The organism is Fundidesulfovibrio agrisoli (assembly GCF_022808715.1).
GTDB classification, from domain to species: Bacteria; Desulfobacterota; Desulfovibrionia; order Desulfovibrionales; family Desulfovibrionaceae; genus Fundidesulfovibrio; species Fundidesulfovibrio agrisoli.
Window position 1 is genome coordinate 168,223 of the sequence record NZ_JAKZKX010000005.1, and the last position, 20,875, is coordinate 189,097.

Annotated in this window: 18 protein-coding genes; 3 read left to right on the plus strand and 15 right to left on the minus strand. The window is 67.8% G+C overall.

What is annotated here, in order from left to right:
• The 3 genes from MLE27_RS05775 to MLE27_RS05785 form a co-directional block, all read right to left on the minus strand.
• A complete protein-coding gene (locus tag MLE27_RS05775) occupies positions 1-1,098 on the minus strand; it encodes an HlyD family secretion protein (RefSeq protein WP_243311015.1) in 1,098 nt (365 codons plus the stop codon).
• 5 nt (positions 1,099-1,103) lie between these two features.
• The gene (locus MLE27_RS05780) at positions 1,104-1,613 is read right to left on the minus strand and encodes a MarR family winged helix-turn-helix transcriptional regulator (RefSeq protein WP_243311017.1); all 510 of its coding nucleotides are present in this window, start codon (positions 1,611-1,613) and stop codon (positions 1,104-1,106) included.
• A 218-nt stretch (positions 1,614-1,831) separates the two neighbouring features.
• The gene (locus MLE27_RS05785; RefSeq protein ID WP_243311019.1) at positions 1,832-2,614 is read right to left on the minus strand and encodes a nitroreductase family protein; all 783 of its coding nucleotides are present in this window, start codon (positions 2,612-2,614) and stop codon (positions 1,832-1,834) included.
• Positions 2,615-2,786: 172 nt separating this feature from the next.
• On the opposite strand from MLE27_RS05785, the gene MLE27_RS05790 reads away from it, so the two are divergent.
• Positions 2,787-3,242: a winged helix-turn-helix transcriptional regulator gene (locus tag MLE27_RS05790; protein WP_243311020.1), complete on the plus strand. Its 456-nt coding sequence runs from the start codon at positions 2,787-2,789 to the stop codon at positions 3,240-3,242.
• Here MLE27_RS05790 and MLE27_RS05795 read toward each other — a convergent pair.
• The 8 genes from MLE27_RS05795 to MLE27_RS05830 form a co-directional block, all read right to left on the minus strand.
• Positions 3,230-3,559 carry a hypothetical protein gene (locus MLE27_RS05795; protein ID WP_243311022.1) on the minus strand — a complete coding sequence of 110 codons (330 nt, stop codon included), beginning with the start codon at positions 3,557-3,559 and terminating at the stop codon, positions 3,230-3,232. The two genes, MLE27_RS05790 and MLE27_RS05795, sit on opposite strands and share 13 nt — an antisense overlap.
• 19 nt (positions 3,560-3,578) lie before the next feature.
• Positions 3,579-3,875 (minus strand): hypothetical protein, encoded by a 297-nt coding sequence (locus tag MLE27_RS05800; RefSeq protein WP_243311024.1) that lies wholly within the window; start codon positions 3,873-3,875, stop codon positions 3,579-3,581.
• 104 nt (positions 3,876-3,979) lie between these two features.
• The gene (locus MLE27_RS05805) at positions 3,980-5,320 is read right to left on the minus strand and encodes an ArsB/NhaD family transporter (protein WP_243311026.1); all 1,341 of its coding nucleotides are present in this window, start codon (positions 5,318-5,320) and stop codon (positions 3,980-3,982) included.
• 28 nt (positions 5,321-5,348) lie between these two features.
• Entirely contained in the window at positions 5,349-6,377 is a 1,029-nt protein-coding gene (locus MLE27_RS05810; protein WP_243311028.1) for a transporter substrate-binding domain-containing protein, read from the minus strand.
• 260 nt (positions 6,378-6,637) lie between these two features.
• Positions 6,638-7,243 (minus strand): L(+)-tartrate dehydratase subunit beta, encoded by a 606-nt coding sequence (ttdB, locus tag MLE27_RS05815; protein ID WP_243311029.1) that lies wholly within the window; start codon positions 7,241-7,243, stop codon positions 6,638-6,640.
• Positions 7,240-8,136, minus strand: a complete 897-nt coding sequence (gene ttdA / locus MLE27_RS05820) for a L(+)-tartrate dehydratase subunit alpha (protein ID WP_243311031.1) — start codon at positions 8,134-8,136, stop codon at positions 7,240-7,242. The genes ttdB and ttdA overlap by 4 nt, the downstream gene beginning before the upstream one ends.
• A 56-nt stretch (positions 8,137-8,192) precedes the next feature.
• A complete protein-coding gene (gene mdh / locus MLE27_RS05825) occupies positions 8,193-9,125 on the minus strand; it encodes a malate dehydrogenase (protein ID WP_243311033.1) in 933 nt (310 codons plus the stop codon).
• 30 nt (positions 9,126-9,155) lie between these two features.
• A complete protein-coding gene (locus MLE27_RS05830; RefSeq protein WP_243311035.1) occupies positions 9,156-10,589 on the minus strand; it encodes an anion permease in 1,434 nt (477 codons plus the stop codon).
• 206 nt (positions 10,590-10,795) lie between these two features.
• On the opposite strand from MLE27_RS05830, the gene MLE27_RS05835 reads away from it, so the two are divergent.
• Complete coding sequence (locus tag MLE27_RS05835) at positions 10,796-12,697, plus strand: sigma 54-interacting transcriptional regulator (RefSeq protein WP_243311037.1); 1,902 nt, start codon at positions 10,796-10,798, stop codon at positions 12,695-12,697.
• A 228-nt stretch (positions 12,698-12,925) separates the two neighbouring features.
• On the plus strand, positions 12,926-13,915 hold the full coding sequence (locus MLE27_RS05840; protein ID WP_243311043.1) for a GGDEF domain-containing response regulator: 990 nt from the start codon (positions 12,926-12,928) through the stop codon (positions 13,913-13,915).
• 12 nt (positions 13,916-13,927) lie between these two features.
• Here MLE27_RS05840 and MLE27_RS18120 read toward each other — a convergent pair whose 3' ends face one another.
• Genes MLE27_RS18120 through MLE27_RS05860 form a run of 4 tightly spaced genes read right to left on the minus strand, consistent with a single transcriptional unit; the run spans position 13,928 to position 20,858 of the window.
• The gene (locus MLE27_RS18120) at positions 13,928-15,625 is read right to left on the minus strand and encodes a response regulator (RefSeq protein ID WP_243311044.1); all 1,698 of its coding nucleotides are present in this window, start codon (positions 15,623-15,625) and stop codon (positions 13,928-13,930) included.
• Positions 15,622-16,260 (minus strand): chemotaxis protein CheB, encoded by a 639-nt coding sequence (locus tag MLE27_RS05850; RefSeq protein ID WP_243311045.1) that lies wholly within the window; start codon positions 16,258-16,260, stop codon positions 15,622-15,624. The genes MLE27_RS18120 and MLE27_RS05850 overlap by 4 nt, the downstream gene beginning before the upstream one ends.
• Complete coding sequence (locus MLE27_RS05855; protein WP_243311052.1) at positions 16,257-17,117, minus strand: CheR family methyltransferase; 861 nt, start codon at positions 17,115-17,117, stop codon at positions 16,257-16,259. Before MLE27_RS05855 ends, MLE27_RS05850 begins: the two co-directional genes overlap by 4 nt.
• A 24-nt stretch (positions 17,118-17,141) precedes the next feature.
• A complete protein-coding gene (locus tag MLE27_RS05860; RefSeq protein ID WP_243311053.1) occupies positions 17,142-20,858 on the minus strand; it encodes a response regulator in 3,717 nt (1,238 codons plus the stop codon).
• Positions 20,859-20,875: the final 17 nt, after the last annotated feature.

The window sequence follows — 20,875 nt, forward strand, 5'->3', positions numbered from 1 at the left end:
CTAGCGCACCTTGACGGTGGGCACCACGGACATGCCGGGCGCCAGATGCATCTGGGCCTCGACGGGCAAGGCGTCGAACACGATCTTCACGGGCACGCGCTGCACCACCTTCACGTAGTTGCCCGAGGCGTTCTGGGGGGGCAGCAGGCTGAACACCGCGCCGGTGCCCGCCTGGAGGCTCTCCACGCGGCCGCTGACGGCCTGGTCCGGGTAGGCGTCGATGACGATGCTCACGGGCTGGCCGGGCTTCATCCCCTTGAGCTGGGTTTCCTTGAAGTTGGCCACGATCCAGAGGTCGTCCTGCACGAGGCTCATGACGGCCTGGCCCACCTGGACGTAGTCGCCGGGCTCCAGGGCCTTCTTGGTGACGCGGCCGGAAACCGGGGAGGCGATCTCGGTGTAGGAGAGGTCCAGCCGGGCCTGGTCCACCGCGGCCTGGGCCTTGTCCACACCGGCCTGCGCCGTCTGGATCTTGGTGGCGGCGAGGTCGGCCTGGGCCTGGGCCGAGAGCTGGCGTTTGCGCGCGGAGAGCAGCGCGGCCGCGTTGGTGCGCGAGAGGGTGTCCGCGTTGTCACGGGCCTGCTGCGACACCGCGCCGGACTGCACCAGCTGGTTGTAGCGGCTCAGGTCCGTGGCGGCGTTGGCGGCCTGGGCTTCGGCCGAGGCTGTGTCCGCCTTGGCCTGCTCCACCGAGGCCAGGGAGGACTGGTGCTGGGCCTGGGCCTCGGCCAGCTTCTGCTGGGCCTCGGCCAGGTCGGCCTCGCTTTGCTGCAGCTTGACCTTGAAGGCGGCGGGGTCGATGCGGGCCAGGAGTTGGCCCTTCTCGACCTTCTGGTTGTCCTCCACCTTGACCTCCAGCACGCGCCCGGCCACCTGGGGGGCCAGGTTGGTGACGCGGCCGGTGACAAAGGCGTCGTCCGTGGTCTCGAAGGCCCGGGCGGCCCACCACCAGTGCCCGCCGTAGGCCAGACCCGCGGCGGCCACCATCAGGAGCAGGATTTTGGGGAGGTTGCGGCGCGGCTTCGCGGGCCGGGCCTGGTTGTGCTGGTCGGCGCCCCCGGCGGGGGCGGTTCCATGACTCGTGGACGTCTCTTTCATAAAGCCTACTTCTCGCAAGCCCCAAGGTAATTTGTATCCAGCCGGACCTTGGAGAGCAGGCTCACCAGGGTCTTGAGCTCCTCCTTGCTGAGGTCGCCCATGACGTTGTTGTGGTTCTCGAAGAGCAGGGGCAGCACGTCGTCCAGGATCTTCTGGGCCGAAGGCAGCAGCTCGATGCGCACCACGCGGCGGTCGGCCTGATCCTCCACGCGGCGCACCAGGCCGTCGCGAACCAGGCCGGAAAGCACCGCGGAAACCGTGGGCGTGGTCACGCCCGCCAATTCGGCCAGCTTGCACACGGGCACTGGGCCTTCCTCTTTCGCAAGCAGCGCGAGCACCAGGAAGCGGCCGTAGGACAGGCCGAGCTTGGAAAGCCTGCGCTCCACGTTGTGATGCAGGATCGTGCCCGTGCGCAGCACGTGCAGATACGCTTCGGTGACCAGGACATCCAGGTTGGGGTAGCGCTTGGCTTTCTCGGTGAGCACCTGGTAGCTGGGCATTTCCTTCAAAATCATAACGTCCCTCCGGGCATCGTTTGCTGCCTAATAATTAGCTGCCTAATGTTTGTAAAGGGGAAAAATGAGCACACCATTGTTGCGGGAGGCGAAGAGGCAGGTCGTAAGTAGGACGTTCGCGGTGCGGGAGCAGTTACAGCCGGAGCCCGGGGAGTGCGCGATGCGGACGCGCCCCTGGGCGGAAGGCTGGCCTTCCGCCCAGGGGGCGCGGGGCCGTACTAGAGCCAGGCGACCCGCAGGGGCTTGCGGGGCGGGGCCAGGGTGTAGCGGAACTGGGGCCGCCCGAGCATGAGCCCGGCGTGGACCTCGTTGCCCTCGGGGATGCCCAGGGCCTTGGCCACGGGCGGATGATTCCTGGCCGCGAACATGAGGATGCCAGCCCAGCAGGCGCCCAGGCCCATGGAGGCGGCGGCCAGCTCCATGTAGGTGGCCGCGATCACGCAGTCCACGCTGCCGATCAGGGCGTCCTTGGGGGCGTGGGCCACGGCCACGTGGGGCGCGCCGCGCAGCACCACTTCCTGGCCCTTGTCCCAGAGCTCGATGTAGAGCGGCATCACGTTGTTAGCCCGCATCCAGTCCACAACCAGCCCCGCCAGGTCGCGGCAGGCCTGCGGGCCGGAGAGCACGTTCCAGCAAACTTCCTGGGCGTTGACCCCGGTGGGGGCGTAGCGGGCGGTCTCCAGCAGGGTTTCCAGCACGGTGCGGTCCAGGGTGTCGGGCTTGTAGGCGCGCACCGAGCGGCGCGAGCGCATCAGCGCGGCCAGGGCCTCGGGGGCCACCGCGTCGATGCGCGCGGGCACGAAGCCGTCGGTGGCCAGGCGGGTGTGGCGCAGCGCGCCGTGAGGGCAGACGGCCTCGCAGTGGCCGCAGTCTATGCAGGCGCTCTCGGGGTCGGCCACTGGCCGCCCCTCGGCGTCGGGAACCAGGCACTGCTTGGGGCACACCCGCATGCAGATGCCATCCTTGCGGCACAATACCTCGTCGACTTGAATCAGGCTCATGGGGCCTCCTGTTTGCGGTGAGTGTGTCCGCATTGCATCCTTGCGGGCCGCCCGCGCAAGTAGGCACTTTTTCCTCCGTACCGGCCCCGCAGTATAGTGAGGGCGGTATTGACCCTTTACGGCACCCGCCGTATCCAATTCCCTGCCTGAACCAGCAAGCAAGGAAGCAGCCATGCCCTCCCAGACGCCTCCCTCCTCCTGTCAGGAGCGGCAATACGCCGGAAAACGCTACACCTGTTCCGTGGAGCTGGCCCTGCACGTGATCGGGGGCAAGTGGAAGCCCCTGGTGCTCTGGAGGCTGGGAACGCTCGGCACCAGGCGCTTCGGGGAGCTGCGCCGCCTGCTGCCCGGAGCCTCGCAGAAAATGCTCACCCAGCAGCTGCGGGAGATGGAGGCGGACGGCCTGATCCTGCGGCAAGCCCACGCCAGCGTGCCGCCCCGGGTTGAGTATTCCCTCACCGAGCGGGGGCGCAGCGTGATGCCCGTGCTGGAGATGCTCTGCGCTTGGGGCAAGGATTTCGAGCGCGATGTGGCCAAGGGCCTGATGGGGGCCGGGAGGACCGGGCAGGTTTTGGCGGAGGGGAAGGAAGGTGCGGCCGAGCCGGAAGAGGCGGCCTACTCGGAATAAAGCGTGCGGCAGGAGCGCTGGCACCAGGCGTGGCCGCCGCCGATGGAGCGCGAGCAGGACAGGGTGTGGCCGGACTCCAGCTTGCGCTTCACCTCGTCGCAGCCTTTCAGGCAGGTGGCCAGGTCCGGGTCGTGGCTGCTGACGCCGCGCAGGTAGGTCTCGCAGATGCCCACGCTGTCGCAGGCGTCGTTGCGGCCCCCGGCGGAGTGGCAGAAGCCCAGGAATTCCGTGCCCGTCATGGGGCCTCGGGCGCAGCCCAGGGCCAGGGCGGCCAGGGCCCCGGCGAGGCATACGAAGAGCAGAGCGCGACGGGTCATGGTGCGTAGTCCTCGCGGTTCAGCCGGGCAGGGTTTCGAGGTGGTTCTTCACGTCCTCGATGAGCCTGTCCAACCCGCTGACTGGCCCAAGGTCGTCCCCATAGGCCCGCAGCAGCGGCATCAGATGCGTGTAGTTGCGGTGCAGGAAATAGTAGTCGTGCACGCGCAAGTCTATGTAATCCAAAAGAAAGTTTATGCAGACCAAGCCCGGCGAAGGGGACTTGCGCCTCTTCCAGGTGACGAAATCCACCAGCCAGCGCAGGGTTTCGGCGTCGATGTTGGGGAGTTCGGTGCGTTTCGCAGTTTCGATGTCCATGATGCCGCGCAGCGGTTAGACGTTTTCCCCAACGGCTCCCGGGGCGGCCGCACGCTGCGGCAGGCCGCATCATAGACGGGGGGCGCTCCATTGCGCAAGCCCGTCTACGTCAAGATCTTCGAGAGAACCCACACGTACCCGGCCGAAGCCAGGAGCTGGCAGACCGTCACCGGCACGCCGTAGCGCAGGAAGCGCACGAAGGAGACGGGGCTGCCCTGCGACGCGCAGATGCCCCCGGCCACCAGGTTGGCGGAGGAGCCGATGAGCGTGGCGTTGCCGCCCAGGGTGCCGCCGAACATCATGGCCACGAATACGGGCAGGGTCTGGTCCGGCCAGTCGGTGAAGGCGATGCCCATGGCCTCCTCGGGCACGATCTGGGTGAGCACGAAGTAGCCCTTGGTCAGAAGCACCGCCGCCGCCACAACGGGGATATTGGCCAGGAAGCCCGAGACCAGGCCGATCCCGCCCATGAGCACGATGCCCACCAGCAGGAAATCCTGCCCGAACGCGCTCTGCATGCCCCGCGAGAGCCCGCCCAGGGCTCCGGTTTTGGTGACCTCCTCCACGTAGCACATCATGCTGAAGATGAAGATCAGCGTCTTCCAGTCAATGTCCCTGAAGACGTTCTCCAGGGGCTCCACCTTGTAGGAGTACATGGCCAGCAGCGCCAGGCTGGCCCCGATGATCGCCGCCGAGGGCGGAACCACGGGCCTGGGCAGGTATTCGCCCACCAGGAAGAGCGCCACCATCAGGGCCATGGAGAACACGGCGAACAGGCAGAAGCCGGGGCGGGCGATGGGCCCCGGGGCCAGCCCCTCGGGCAGGGCGCGCCGGGCGCGCCACACGCCCCTGAAAAGCACGGGCATCAGCGGCACCACGACCAGGATGGCCAGCACGCCGCCCAGGCTCACCTTGCGCAGATACTCCACGAAGCCCAGCCCGGCGGCCTGGCCCACCAGGAAGGTGGCAGGGTCGCCCACCAGGGTCAGCAGCCCGGCCGCGTTGCTGAGCATGGCCACCATTATCAACGGGCCGACGAAGTCCACCTCGAGCTCGCGGCAGACGCGCACGACGATGGGCGCGATGAGGATTACGGCCGTGGCGTTGGGCAGTATGGCGCAGACCACCGAGGTCAGCACCGCGGTGTAGAGCAGGAATCGCTTGCCGCTGCCTTTGGTCAGGATCAGGAAGCGGGTGCCGACGTGTTCGAAGACGCCCGTTGGCGCCAGCACCCTGGCCACGACCATGCCGCCGAAGAGCAGTGCCAGCGCGCCCTGGGAAACCATGACCGCGCGCATGACGTCGCTGTTGGAGATGATGCCCAGCAGGGTCAGGGCGCACAGCCCCAGCATGCCCGCGAGGGCCATGTCCATCAGGTTGCAGGCGATGACCAGGATGACCGCCCCGAACACGGCGAAGATAATGTGGGCTTGATATTCCGGCATGGTGCGCTTTCCTTGGGCGAGGGCGTGTTCAGAAGGGGGGGGCGTACATCAGGCCGCCGTCGGACCAGAGGCGGTTGCGGCCCCTGTCGAGCCGCAGGGGGCTCGCGGAGCCCAGGTTGCTCTCGAACATCTCGCCGTAATTCCCCGACGCGGCCACGGCCCTGAGCATCCAGCCCGGCGCGAGGCCCAGGGCCTTGGCAATGGCGTCCGCGTCGCCCAGCGTGCGCCGGGCGGCCCCATCGCCGAGGCTTTGCCCGCCATCCGCGAGGGCCTTCGCAGCGCCGTCGCGGGTCAGCCCGCATTCCTCGGCGTGCACCAGGGCCGCCAGCACGCTGCGCACGGCCAGCAGCCACTCGGCGTCGTCCGAGCGCACCACGGGAGCGATTATCTCGTAGTTGTTCGCATCGCGCAGCACGGCGTATTCCGCCGCCCCGGGGCCAAGCGAGGAGAGGAACCCCGCCAGCACGACGCCGTCCGCGGTCAGGGCCTTGCACTGCCCTGCCAGGAAGACGTCCCGGGCCTGCTCCGCGCTGTTGCAGTACAGCGGCGTCATGCGGATTCCGTTGGCCGCGGAGAAGTCCTCAAGATCCTGGGCGTGGGTGGTGCCCTTGACGATGCACAGGCTGGCCCCGTCGAGGCCCTTGGCGTCGCGGATGCCGTCGGCGGTGCGCACCATGAAGCGCTGGGCCGTGTACAGCAGTGGCCCGGCGAAGCTCACCTTCAGTTGGGCCTCGCGGCCGATCGTCCAACTGGTGTTCCGGCCCAGCAGGTCCACCTGCTTGGCCAGCAGGGCGGGGAAGCGGCCGGCGGTCTCCAGGGGAAGGAAGCTGACCTTGGCGGGGTCGCCCAGCACTGCGGCGGCCACGGCCCGGCTGAAGTCTATCTCCAGGCCGCGCCAGACCCCGTCGGCGCCCGGCTGGGAGAGGCCCGGCAGGGCGTTGCTCACGCCGCAGCGCAGTTCGCCCCGTTTCTTGATCATCTCGAAGGTGTCCCCCGCCGCGGCGGGGGCGGCGAGCAGCGTCAGGGCCGCAAGGGCCAGGGCGAGAACGCGCGTCATGGGCTGCCTCCGGTTGTGCGTGCTATCCGCCTTATCTATGATCCAATGGGAATCGATAGGCAAGCATGCGTAGCGCGAAGACCGAAGTTTTTCGGGTGGATATGTGAAGGCCGAGGGATGGCGCATCCCGGGCGGGGGGGGGGCCCCCGGGGCCCCCCCGCCCGGGGGGGGGCCGCGGGTGGTGGTTTGTGCCGGCGGTGGGGTGGCGCACGCGGGGGGGGGCCCCCTCGGGGGGGCCGCGCCCGGGGCGTGGGGCAAGGCTATTTGATGAAGCGGACCTGGCGGTTGATCTCTTCGATGATGGGGCCCTTGCTCTCGTTGTAGCGGGCCTTGTTCTCCTCGAAGAGGTTGTTGCCTTCGGTGTCGATGGAGATGATCAGGGGGCCGAACTCCTTCACGCGGCAAACCCAGAGGGCCTCGGGCATGCCCAGGTCCTCCCATTCCACGCGTTCGATCTCCTCCACCTCGGTGGCGGCCAGCACGGCGCAGCCGCCGGGGAACACGGCGTGCAGGGCCTTGTGCTTCTTGCAGGCCTCGGCGGTCCTGGGGCCCATGCCGCCCTTGCCCACGATGAGCTTGACCCCGGTGCGCTCGATGAACTCGTCCTCGAAGCGCTCCATGCGCATGCTGGTGGTGGGGCCGATGGAGATCATCTTCCAGCCGTCGCCGTCCTTCACCACGATGGGCCCGGCGTGGAAGATGGCCAGGCCCTCGAGGTCCACGGGCAGCTCCCGGCCCAGCTCGATGAGGCGGCGGTGGCCCACGTCGCGGCAGGTGACTATGTGGCCGTTCAGGAAGACCACGTCCCCCACGCGCAGCGAGGCGATGTCCTCGCTTACGATGGGCGTGTTGAGGATCTTTTTCACAGCACGGCCTCCTTGTGCGAGAGGATTTCGTAGGACAGGTCCGGGGCGATGCGGATGGTGCCCCGCCGGTGGGCCCAGCAGCCCACGGACACGCCCACGCCGATGGTGGAGGGGTGCCTGGCCGAATTCTCGATGTGCACGCCCAGCACCGAGGACTTGCCGGAGAGGCCCTGGGGGCCGAGGCCCACCTCGTTGAGGCCCTTTTCCAGCAGCAGCTCCATCTCGGCCGCCTGGGGGTTGGGGTTGCGGGTGCCGATGGGGCGCAGGATGGCCTTCTTGGAGAGCATGGCCGCCGTCTCCACGGAGGTGGAGACGCCCACGCCCACCAGCAGGGGCGGGCAGGCGTTCACCCCGTAGGAGGTGATGACGTCGAACACGAACTGCACCACGCCCTCGTACCCGGCCGAAGGCATGAGCACCTTGGCCGCGCCGGGCAGGCTGCAGCCGCCGCCCGCCATGTACACCTCGATGGTGACGCAATCGCCCGGGACGATGTCCCACTCGATCCAGGGCACGCGGGTGCCGGTGTTGTCGCCGGTGTTCTTCTCCACGAAGGTCTCCACCGCGTTGTGGCGCAGGGGGGCGTCCTTGGTGGCCCGGCGCACCGCCTCGCCCAGGATCTCCCGCAGCTCGCCCAGCAGGGGGAAGCCCGCCCCGGCGGTCACGAAGTACTCGATCACGCCGGTATCCTGGCAGCATGGGCGGTCGAGCTTGTCGGCGGCCTCCTGGTTCTCGAACATGGAGTCGTAGACCACGCGCGCCAGGGGGCTGTCCTCGCCTTCGCGCAGCTGCGCCAGCTTGTCCAGCACGTCCTGGGGCAGGCGCTTGCCCACGTATCCCGTGAACTTGGCCATGATCTCCGTCAGGGACCGTTTGGCCTCTTGCTTGTCCATTCGCAAGCTCCTTGTGTCGTCTGTACGCCGTCGGCGGCGCGTTCAATGCCGCGGGCTCAGCAGGTGAGGCCGATGGTGGCCAGCTGAGCCTTGATCTTCTCCGCGCTGCGGGTCAGGGCCGCGCGCTCCTCATCGGTGAGCTCGATCTCCCTGATCTCCTCCACGCCGTTGGCCCCGAGCTTCACGGGCACGCCCACGAAGGCCCCGGAGATGCCGTACTCGCCGCTGAGGTAGGCCGTGCAGGGCAGTATCTTCTTCTTGTCCATGACCACGGCGGCCACCATCTGCGTCACGGCCGAGGCCGGGGCGTAGAAGGCGCTGGTGTGCATCAGCCTGATGATCTCGGCCCCGCCGTCGCGGGTGCGGGCCACCAGCTCCTCCAGCTTCTCGGCTGGCATGAGCTCCGGCAGGGGGATGCCCGCCACGGTGGAGTAGCGGGGCACGGGGACCATGTCCTCCCCGTGCTCGCCCAGCACCATGGCCTGCACGTTCTCCACCGAGACGTTCATCTCCTTGGAGATGAAGTACTGGAAGCGGCTGGCGTCCAGGATGCCGGCCATGCCGGTGATGCGGGCGCGCGGTATCTGCCCGGCCTGCATGGCCACGTGGCACATCACGTTGAGCGGGTTGCTCACGATGATGTAGAAGGCGTAGGGGCTGTACATGGCCGCCTTGGTCACGCACTCGCGCACGATCTCCGCGTTGATCTTGAGCAGGTCGTCGCGGGTCATGCCCTCCTTGCGGGTGGCCCCGGCCGTGATGACCACGATGTCGGAGTTCCGGGTCTGCTCCAGATCCTCCCCTGAGACGCATACCGGCTCCAGCAGGTCCACGGGGCTGGCCTCCAGGATGTCCAGGGCGATGCCCTGGGCCTTGCCGGGGCTGCGGTCCACCAGCACGACCTTCTTGCAGAGCTTTCGCTCGATGAGCCTGCGGGTGACGGCTCCGCCCACGTTGCCCGCGCCGAACACGGTGATCTTTCCGTTCATGTGTGTGGCCTCTGTTGGATGTTTCGCGGCCTAGTCCTTGAGCATGAGCATGTAGGGGAAGTCGATGCCCACCAGCGCCGCGATGAAGATGACGCCGAAGACGAAGCCTAGGGTCCAGAACTCCTTGCGGGTGATGTAGCCGCATCCGTAATACACGGGGCTGGGGCCGGTGGCGTAGGGCGTGAGGATGCCCATGAGCCCGAGCGTCGCGCAGATCAGGATGGAGAAGGTCTTCATGGGAATGCCCGGGATGCCCATGGCCGTGGCCAGGATCACGGGCAGGAGCGCCGTGGTGTGCGCCGTGAGGCTGGCGAACATGTAGTGGATGAAGAAGAACAGCAGCACCAGGGCCACCATCAGGGCGTTGACCGAGAAGCCGGACATGGCCCCCGCCGCCAGCGCCGCGAACCACTTCAGGAAGCCCACCTTGCCCAGGCCGTCGGCCAGGGCCACCAGGGTGCCGAACCAGCAGAGCACGTTCCAGGCGGTCTTGTGGCTGGTGATGTCGTCCCAGGTGACCACCTTGGTCAGGATCATAAGCGACAGGGCCATCAGGGCCACCACGGTGGCGTCGAAGAGCTTGCCGCCGAATATCCACAGCAGCAGGGCGAACACGGCCAGGGATGCCATGGTCAGCTCCTTGGCGGTGATGGAGCCCATCTTGGCCAATTCCTCTCCGGCCCACTTGGGGGCGTCCTCGCTGCGTTTGATCTCGGGCGGATAGATCACGTAGATCAGGAAGGGCGTGGCCACGAAGAGCAGGATGCAGGCCGGGGCCAGGTGCACGAACCATTCGGTCCAGCCGATGGTGAGCTTGGTGGTCTTCTCCAGGAGCGAGAGGGCCAGCAGGTTGGGCGCCAGGGCCGTGAGGAACATGGTGCTGGTGATGCAGGTGGTGGCCAGGGCCGTCCACATCAGGTAGCCGCCGATCTTGCGGGCCCCGCTCTCGGGCGTGGAGCCGTAGAGCGGCGGGATGTTCTTGATGATGGGGAAGATCACGCCGCCGCTGCGCGCGGTGTTGGAGGGCGTGAAGGGGGCCAGGGCCAGGTCCGCCAGGGCGACCGCATACCCGAGGCCCAGGGTGCTCTTGCCCAGGGTCTTGATGAGAAGCAGGGCGATGCGCTTGCCGAGCCCGGTTTTCTCGTAGCCCATGGCGAACATGAAAGCCACGAAGATGAGCCAGACCGTGCCGTTGGAGAACCCGGAGAGCGCCCAGCGCACGGCGTCGGCCGTGGTGGGGGCCTTGTCTGCCGTGGCGGGCACCAGGTTCAGCGCCGCGGCCAGGGTGACGCCCATGAGCCCCGCGGCGGCCGCCGGGATGGGCTCGATGACCAGCGCCGCGATCACCGCCACGAACAGGGCGAAATAGTGCCAGGCGTAGGGCTGCAGGCCTTGGGGAGTGGGGACGAACCACAGGGCGAGCCCTATGGCCAGCGGGAGTACGGCCTTCCAGTCGAGTTTCATGCGCTGCTCCTTTGCGTTTGGCCCCGCCGCGCACTCCGGCGCGGACGGGGACCGGTTCGTCGAACCATGACCGTGAGGGAAGGAGCAGAATCCGTTCCAAAAATAACGTACAATTATCTCAACATGTTGCTGGCTTGCGTCGCAGGTGTGAAACGGCTATGTCTCAAATCGTTTCAATCTGTCGCGTTCTGTCGCACGGGGGGCTCATGGATACCATCGCCTTCATCGCCCTGCACGGGGGCATGCTCGAAAACGCCAGGCAGGTCTTCGCCGGGGTCCACGACGACATCCGCCTGGCCGAGGGGCTCATGGACGGCGCGGCCGAAGCCGCCTCCAAGCTGGCCGCCGCCGGGGTGGAGGTGGTCATCTCCCGCGGGGCCACGGCGCGCTGCATCCAGCGGGCCCTGCCGGACCTCTCCGTGGTGGACATCTCCACCTCCAGCATGGACCTGCTCACCGCCCTGCACCGGGCCAAAGCCCGGGCGGAGCGCATCGCGGTGGTGGCCTATCCGCCCATGTCCGACGGCGCGCGGGAGATGGGGGCCATGCTCGGGGCCGAGGTGAGCGTCTACGGCTGGGAAACCCAGGAGGACATCGCGCCCGCGCTCCAGCGCGCCAGGCAGGACGGGGCCGGGATCGTGGTGGGGGGCTACATCACGGCGCTCATCGCCGCGCGCCTGGGCGTGCCCTGCCAGCCCGTGGAGAGCGGCGCGCAGAGCCTGCTGGCCGCCGCGCGCGAGGCCAAGCGCATCGCCCACGGGCGCGGGGTGGAGAAAGCCAAGAGCCAGCTCATGCGCGCGGTGCTCACCTCCACGGACAACGGCATCCTGGCCGTGGACAGGCGAGGGGTGGTCACGGTGCTGAACCCCGTGGCGGGCAGGCTCCTGCGCATGACCGAGGCCGACGCCGTGGGCCGCCACGTGGGCGAGGTCTGGGCGCGCTCGGGGCTGGAGCGCCTGCTGGAGACGGGCCAGGGCCAGGCCGGGCAGGTGGAGCGGGTGTTCGACCAGGAGATCATGTGCGCGCGCACCGCCATCAACGTGCGCGGGGAGACCGTGGGCGCGGTGGCCACCTTCCATGACGTGCGCCAGATCCAGAAGATGGAGGCCACGGTGCGCAAGCGCATCCTGGCCTCGGGCCACGTGGCGGCCTCCCGCTTCCAGGACATCAGGGGCGAGAGCCCGGCCCTGCGCCAGGCCCTGGCCATGGGCGCGGACTACGCCCGCACCGCGGCCACGGTGCTCATCCACGGCGAAACCGGCACCGGCAAGGAGCTCTTCGCCCAGGGCATCCACAACGCCAGCGCCCGGCGCGGCGGGCCCTTCGTGGCCGTGAACTGCGCGGCCCTGCCCGGGCAGCTGTTGGAGAGCGAACTGTTCGGCTACGTGCCAGGGGCTTTCACCGGGGCCAGCCAGAAGGGCAAGCCGGGCCTGTTCGAACTGGCCCACGGTGGCACCATCTTCCTCGACGAGATAGCGGAGATGGACCTGCCCACCCAGGGCAGGCTGCTGCGCGTGCTGCAGGAGAAAAAGGTCATGCGCCTGGGCAGCGACCAGGTGATTCCCGTGGACGTGCGCGTGGTGGCCGCCACCAACAAGGACCTGGGCCGCCTCGTGGCCGCCGGGGCCTTCCGCGACGACCTCTTCTACCGCCTCAACGTGCTGCGCCTGCGCCTGCCGCCCCTGCGCGCCCGCCGGGAGGACATCCCCGGCCTGGCCGCCCACTTCCTGGAGCAGGCCTCGGGCCAGAGGGCGCAGCAGCAGGGCTTCAGGCTGGAGGAAGGCGCGCTGGCAGCGCTGCATGCCCACTCCTGGCCCGGCAACGTGCGCGAGCTGCAGAACGTCATGGCCCGTGTGGTGGCCGTGCACCGCGAGCAGGACATCTCAGGCGCGCTGATACGCAGCCTCCTGGACGACCCCCCAGCCGGGTGCGGCCAGGGCGAGCCCGCTTCGGCCGCGCCCGCCCCGCGCCACCCAGGGCAGGAGCGCGTCCGGGAGGCGCTGGAGCGCTGCGGGGGGCGGGTGAGCGAAGCCGCCAGGGAGCTGGGCGTCAGCCGTTCCACGCTTTGGCGCAGGATGCGGGGGCAGAAGAGCCCGTCCGGGCTTTGATCCCAAGTGCAGGGGATCATGACGGTTTACAAATTTGGCAGTGATGATCTTTACCAGACCGGAAAAGTGTGCAATTGCAGATGTGGATAATCGGGCGTCAGTAGTCGCCAGCCGTCCGGGGGGCAAGCCGGATGGCGCTTTCGCCCGCCTGCACCTGGTCTCTGCATGACGCCGCATCCACTCCGGAACAATTGCGTCGGGAATGACGCGCGGGACAAGATCCTGCTGGTGGACGACAGGAGCGAAAACCTGACGGCCCTGGCCTGCGTTCTTTCCTCGCTGGACGTCGCCTGCGTGCAGGCTCTCGGCGGGGAGCAGGCCCTGCGCGCAGCGCTCAAGGACAGCTTCGCCCTGGCCATCGTGGACGTGCGCATGCCCGGCATGGACGGCTACGAACTGGCGGGGCTGATGCGAGCCCAGCCCGAGCACCGGGCCCTGCCCATCATCTTCCTGACCGCCGCCGCCTACGACGAGGGCCACGTGTTCAAGGGCTACACCTCCGGCGCGGTGGACTTCCTGCACAAGCCCGTCAACCCCGACATTCTGCTGGGCAAGGTCGGGGTGTTCCTGGAACTGCACAGGCAGCGCAAGGAGCTGGGCGAGAAGGTGGCGGAGCTCACGCGCATCAAGGAGGAGCTGGAGCGGGCCAACTTTGCGCTCTTGCGCATGTCCATGGCCGACGGCCTGACCGGGCTCAACAACCGCCGAAGCCTCGACGACGCCCTGGAGCGCGAATGGCGCAGGGCCGCCCGGGAGGGCAGGCCCGTGTCGCTGGTCATGGCGGATATCGACTGCTTCAAGCCCTACAACGATTTCTACGGCCACCTGGAAGGCGACAACTGCCTGCGCGAGGTGGCCAGGATGCTCTCGGGTGCTGCCAGGCGCCCGGCGGACTTCGTGGCTCGCTTCGGCGGCGAGGAGTTCGCCATGGTGCTGCCCGGCACGGACCACCCCGGCGCCATGGAGCTGGCCGAGGAGGTGCTGGCCAGGGTGCGCATGCTGGCCATACCCCATGCCGGTACGGAAGTGGACGGCGTGCGGCACGTGACCCTGAGCCTTGGCGTGGCCACGGCCTGCCCCAGCGAGGATTCCCAGCCCCAACACCTGCTGGACGCGGCCGACAAGGCCCTCTACGAGGCCAAACGGGGCGGCCGGGACAGAGCCTTCGGCGTGCGCTGCGTCATGGACGGCCCCGCCTGCCTTTGCGAGTGGGACTGAGCGGCCAGCCGCTCAGCCTCGGCTCCCGGCCGGGACCAGATTCCCGGCGGTTCCGGGCAGAAGCCTGGAGAGCACCTCCCGCAGGGCTTGCATCTCCATGGGTTTGGTCAGGTATTCGTCCATCCCCGCCGCCAGGAACCTGTCCCTGTCGCCGGACATGGCGTGCGCCGTGAGCGCCACCACCGGCACGTCGCGGTTGATGGTGCCGCCGTTGCGCAGGCGTCTGGTGGCCTCCAGCCCGTCCATCTCCGGCATCTGGATATCCATGAGCACCACGTCGAAGCGGCTTTGGGTCAGGATGTCCAGGGCCTGATGGCCGTCCGACACGCCCACGGGCTCGAAGCCCAGGTGTTGCAGGAAGCGCACGGCGGTCAGGCGGTTCATGCTCTCGTCCTCCACCACGAGCACCCTGTTGCCCGGCTTGTCGGCGGGGCAGCAGGCTCTGGCCGCGGGCTTGGCCGCGCGCCTGGGTTCGGGATTGGCGTACAGGGGCAGGGTGACGTGCATCTCGGTGCCGTGGCCCAGCTCTGTGGCTATGCTCAGGGTGCCGCCCATGAGCTCGACCAACTGCCGCACGATGGCCAGACCCAGGCCCGTGCCTCCGAAGCGCCTGCTGTAGCTGCCCTCCACCTGGGTGAACATGCCGAAGATGTGGCCCACCTTGTCCTCGGGGATGCCGATGCCCGTATCCGTCACGCTGAAGTGCAGGTTCACGTGGTCCTGCCGGGGGCAGTGGGGCAGCGTGTACACGTCCAGCAGAACGTGGCCGGCGGTGGTGAACTTGATGGCGTTTCCGACGAGGTTGAACAGTATCTGGCGCAAACGGCTCGGGTCGCCCACCAAGCGGGCCGGAACGCCGGGCGCCACCCGGGCCTCGTAACGGATGCCCTTCCCGGCGGCCGCGTCGCAGAAGGAGGCCACGATGGGCCGGATGACCTCCTCCATGTCGAACTCCTCGTCCACCAGCTCCAGCATCCCGGCCTCCACCTTGGAGATGTCCAGGATGTCCGAGAGGATGCGCAGCAGGCTCCGGCTGGAGGAGAGGGCGTTGTCCACGTAGTCCCTGAGTTCGGCCTCCATGGGCATGGACTGGGCCAGCTGGAGCATGCCCATGATGCCGTTCAGGGGCGTGCGGATCTCATGGCTCATGGTGGCCAGGAACTCGCTCTTGGCCCGGCTGAGCGTCTCGGCTTGGCTCTTGGCGGCCTGGAGCTGGGCCTCGATGGCGATGCGCCGGGCGATCTCCTTCTGAAGGGCCGTGTTGGTGCGCTGCTGCGCCGCCAGCAGGCCTTCGAGCTGCTCCTTGCTTTGTTTGAGGGCCGCGTTGCCCTTGTGGATCTCCAGGAAGACGTGGACCTTCTGCAGCAGGAACTCCGGGTTGAAGGGCTTGGTGATGAAGTCCACCGCGCCGGAGCGGTAGCCCAGGAACTGATGGTAGTCGTCGGAGTAGACCGCCGAGAGGAAGATGATGGGCGTGTTCCGGGAGGCCTCGTCCATGCGCAGCAGGCGGGCGATCTCGAAACCGTCCATCACGGGCATCTGCACGTCCAGGATGGCCAGGGCGAAGGTGTTTCGCAATGCCTGGCGCAGAGCCTCGTCGCCGGTGGTGGCCTTGACGATGTCCGCGCCCAGGGGGGCCAGCACGCTCTCCAGCGCGATCAGGTTCTCGGGCTTGTCGTCCACGATGAGGATTTTGGGCGTCGGCGTCACGGGCGGCTCCTGTCGGGCGGTGTGGCCCCACTCTCGAGGTCAGGAAAAACAGGGTGGGGCTTCGGGGCCAGGTCGAGCAGCAATTGCGCTATGGCGTCCAGTCCGAGCACGCGCCAGGGGGAGGCGTGGGTCACGGCGGAGCGCGGCATGGTCGGATGCTCGGCGGTGTCCGGGTCCTGCACGACGGTCAACCCGCCGAGTTCGTTGATGCGCTTGATGCCGTTCGTGCCGTCGCTGCTGGCGCCCGTGAGCAGCACGCCCAGCAGCCCCGGGCCATAGACCGAGGCCGCGCTCTCGAACAGCACGTCGATGGATGGCCGGGAGTGGCAGACCTTGGGGTCCGCCGAGAGGGAGAGGGTTTTGTCCCACTCGATGAGCAGGTGGTAGTCCGGCGGGGCGAAGTGGGCGACGCCCGGCAGGAAGGGGTCCTTGTCCTGCGCGGGGCGCACCGGGATGCGGCGCCCAGGGGCCATGTGCAGGGGGAAGTCCTCCCCTTGCCCGGGGTGCACGTGCAGCACGATGGCCACGGGCAGGGCATAATCGGCCGGGAGCGCCGTGAGGATGCGGGAAAAGGCGGCCCATCCCCCCGCCGAAGCCCCCATGACCACGGCCTGCATACTGCGCGCCGGGCTCATGTGGGCGCGCCCCAGTGCGCTGCAAGGTAGGTGGCTCCGGTTTTCCTGTAGATCCGCCACTTCTCGTCGAGCATGTCGTAGTAGTCCGCCAGTTCGGTGAAGCGCAGGGTCTCCTTGCTGCCCAGGGCCAGGATGCCGCCGTGCACGAGGCTGTCGTCGAAGAGCCCGGCCGCCCTGCATTGCAACTGGGCGTCGAAGTAGATGAGCACGTTGCGGCACAGGATCAGGTGCATCTCCCCGAAGACGCCGTCCGTGGCGAGATTGTGCATGGCGAAGGTCACGTTCTTCTTCAGCGAGCCGTCCACGATGACGCTGTCGTACTCGGCGTGGAAATAGTCCGACAGGGCGGCCTTGCCGCCTCCGGCCAGGTAGTTCCCGGCGAATTTCTTCATGGTGTCCAGGGGATAGATGCCCGCCTTGGCCTTCTCCAGGGTGCCGGCGTTGAAGTCCGTGGCGAAGAAGGTGGTGCGGTCGTAGATGCCTTCCTCCTTGAAGAGGATGGCCAGGGAGTACACCTCCTCCCCGCTGGCGCACCCGGCGTGCCAGACTTTGATGAAGGGGTAGGTCTTGAGGTAGGGCACCACCTTCTCGCGCAGGGCCAGGAAGAAGGGCGGGTCCCGGAACATCTCGGTGACGTTGATGGAGAGGGCGTCCACCACGCGGATCAGGAAGCCCCTGTCCGAGAAGACCTTGGGCAGCATCTCGATGACGCTCGAGTGGCCCGTGGCGGCCATGAGCCCCCGCATGCGCCGCTGCAGCGAGGCCCTGGCGTAGTTGCGGAAGTCGTACCCGTAACGCCGGTAGACCCCCTCCAGAAAGAGGTCGATTTCGAGCTGTTCGAGTTCGTGCTGTTCCATGGCCGTCTCCGCCGGGCGCCCGGCCTATTGCGAATAGAGCCAGACCCGCAGCTTGGAGAGCAGGCGGTCCAGGTCGACGGGCTTGGAGAGGTAGTCGTTGGCGCCGGCCGCTATGCAGCGCTCCCTGTCCTCCAGCATGGCCTTGGCGGTCAGGGCGATCACCGGCATCTCGGCCAGGCTGGGGATTTGCCTCATGGCGGCCAGGGTCTCGTAGCCGTCCATCACGGGCATCATGATGTCGAGCAGCACCAGGTCCACCTCCTGGCCGGACTGGAGCGTCTCCAGGGCCTTGCGCCCGTCCTCCGCCTTGAGGACGTTCAGGCCGTGCTCCCGGAGCACGTGGGACAGGGCGAAGAGGTTGCGCATGTCGTCGTCCACCAGGAGGATGGTCTTGCCGCGCAGGGCCTTGTCCTTGTCGTAGAGGGTGGCGATGAGCTCGCGCTTCTTGGGCGGCATGCTCTTGACCATCTGGTGCAGGAACAGGGTGGTCTCGTCGATGAGCCGCTCCTCGGACTTGACCCCCTTGATGATGATGGATTCGGCGTGGCCGCGCAGGGCGCTCTCCTCCTCCTTGGTCAGTTCCCGGCCGGTGTAGACGATGACGGGCGGGATGTGGCCCCCCTTGTTGGCCCCCAGGCGGTCCAGCAGCTCGAAGCCGGTCATGTCCGGCAGGCCCAGATCCAGGATCATGCAGTCGTAGTCGCGCTGGCGCAGGGCCTCCAGGGCCTGTTCGCCCGTCTCCACCTCGCGGATGCGGATGCTGGCGTCGGAGAGCAGGCTGCACACGCCCTTGCGCAAGGCCACGTTGTCCTCCACCACCAGCAGGTCCTTGACCTTCTTGGACATGATCCCTTCGAGCTGCTCCAGCGCCGCGTCCAGGCTCTCGCGCGAGGCGGGCTTGCCCAGGAAGCCCACCGCGCCCCTGCGCATGGCGTCCAGGTTGCCCTCCTCGGCGGACATGACGTGCACGGGGATGTGGCGCAGGGAGGGGTCCTGCTTGAGCTCCTCCAGCACCTGCCAGCCGTTCATGCCCGGCAGCCGGATGTCCAGCACGATGCCGCCCACGGGCAGGGTTCGCGCCAGGGCGATGCCGTCCTCGCCGGTGGGGGCGTGCAGCACGAGCAGGCCCTTGGCCCGGCACTGGTCCATGAGCACGCCCGCGAAGGCCAGGTCGTCCTCCACGATCAGGATGAAGGCTTCGTCCCCGGGGTCGGCGTCGCGGTCGTCGGGCAGGGAGGGGGCCTGCTCCGCCGGTTCACAGGCCCGCGCCTCGGGGGCCTTGGGCCTGGCCGTGGCGGCGCTTTCAAGACGGGGCGCCTCCTGCGCGGAGATCTCGAGGTGCGCAGGGATGACCAGGGTGAAGGTGGAGCCCTGGCCGGGCGAGCTGACGAGCTTGAGCTCGCCGCCCAGCAGCCTGGCCAGCTCCCGGGAGATGGTCAGGCCCAGGCCCGTGCCCCCGAAGCGCCTGTCCGTGCCGCCTTCGAGCTGGCGGAAGGCCTCGAAAATCTCCTGCTGCTTCTCCTGCGGGATGCCCACGCCGGTATCCGTCACCGAGATGGCCAGCGCCCTTTCGGGGCCCAGGCCCCCAAGGCCCGCGCACTCGGCCGGTGTGGGCTTGCGGAAGCTGAGGGTCACCGTGCCCGTGTCGCAGAATTTGACCGCGTTGGAGAGCAGGTTGCGTATGATTTGTTCCAGGCGCTGCCGGTCCGTTCGGATCACCTGGGTGAGGTGGGGGGCCGTCTCCAGGGCCAGGGCCAGTCCCTTCTCCTCCGCCAGGGGTTTGAAGCCCGCCATCATGACCTGTCCCAGCTCCGCCAGGGAGATGTCCTGCGGGGTGATGGTCATGCGCCCGGCCTCGATCTTGGAGAGGTCCAGGATCTCGTTGATGAGCGCCAGCAGGTCGTTGCCGCTGCGGTGGATGATGGAGGCGTACTCCACCTGGTCGGCCTCCATGTTCCCGCGCTGGTTCTCCATCAGGCTGCGCGAGAGCAGCAGCAGGCTGTTGAGCGGGGTGCGCAGCTCGTGCGACATGTTGGCCAGGAACTCCGACTTGTACCGGGTGGTCTGCTCCAGCTCGCTGGCCTTGAGCTCCAGGCCCTTGCGGATGTTGTCCAGCTCCACGTTCTTCAGGCCCAGCTCGGCGCGCTGCAGCTCCAGGGAGCTGTTCTTGCCCGCCAGCTCGTCGTTGATGGCGGACATCTCCTCCTGCTGCTGGCGAAGTTCCTCTTCCGAGCTGCGCAGGGCGTTGGCTTGCTGCTCCAGCTCCTCGTTGCTGGCCTGCAGCTCCTCCTGCTGGATCTGGAGCTTTTCGGCCTGGAGCTGGGTCTGCTCCAGCAGGGCGCGCTGCCTGTCCTGGCTTTCCACGGTGTTGATGGCCACGCCCACGGCGTCGCAGGCCACGCGCAGGAATTCGAGCCGGTTGCCGGCGATCTCCTCCAGGGAGCCCAGCTCCAGCACGCCCTTGACCTGCCCGTCGTGCATGATGGGCACCACCACGATGTTGCGCGGCTGGGCGTCGCCCAGGGCGGAGTTGATGCGGATGTAGCCCTCGGGCACGTTGGCCAGGGAGATGACCTGGCGCTCCAGGGCCGCCTGGCCCACCAGCCCCTGGCCCAGCGCGAAGCCGTCGGCGAGGTCCTTGCGCATGGTGAAGGCGTAGCTGCCCGTGAGCCTGAGGCTGCCATCCGCCAGGATGTAGAGCGCCCCTATCTGGGCGCCCATGTATTTGGCCAGGAAAGATGTCACGGAGTCGCTCAGCTCGCGCAGGTCGTGCTCGCCCGCCAGCAGCGCGCCCAGGTTGTTCCGCCCGGTCTTGACCCAGCTCGAGTACGTCGACGCCTCGGCGGCTTTGCGCAATGCCGCGGACATCCGCACCAGCGCCGTGCCCAGGGCGTCGCTTGAGTCCGGGGTGTCGTCCGCGCTGCTGAAATCACCGGCGGTGATGGATTCGGCCAGGCGGATCTTGGCGTTGAGGTTCCCGCGCTTGAAGCGGAAGGCGTCGGCCAGTTGGCCCACCTCGTCCCCGGAGTGGTAGGTCAGCTCCTCACCGAGGTCGCCGCGCGAAATCTGCGTCAAGCGCTGGGTGACGAGCTTCAGGGGCGGAACGATGGTGCCCGTGATGTACCTGGCCACCAGCATGCCGCACAGGCAGGCCAGCAGGATGCACGCCGCGAGGAAGTATATGGCCCTGGTTCCCGTCTCGGCGGCCTTCTTGTTGAACTCGGCGGCCTTGTTGGTGGCGAAGTCGATCATGGCCTGGGTCTTGTGGATCAGCTGGAGGGTGTGATCCCTGGCAGCCCGGACCGCCTCGCGTTGCGTCGCTTCGGGCAGCTTGTCCCTGTGGGCCTCCTGGGCCTTGTCGATGAGCACGCACCATTCATTGAAGGAGGCCTCGGCCACGGCGATGTCCGCCTGGTTGCCCAGGAACCGCTCGTGGACGAGCAGGAACAGCTCGCGGATGTTCTTTTCCGCGTCCCGGAGCTGGCGGCTGAACTGGTCCAGCTTGGACGGGCTTACGCCCGGGTCCATGTCCGCCAGGATGGTCTCCACCATGCGGATGTGGCCCCTGATGTCGCGCATGGCGTTGGTGACCGTATAGGGGTGGTCGTAGAGGTCGGAGGTCAGGGTGGAGAGGCTTTGGGCCTGATAGATGGCGAACAGGCCGACCAAGGCGGTGATAAGGGTGATCAGCCCGAATCCGGCTCTGAGTCGGGTGCCGATTCCCAGGTCGCTCAATTTCATGCGCGGTCCTTACGTCT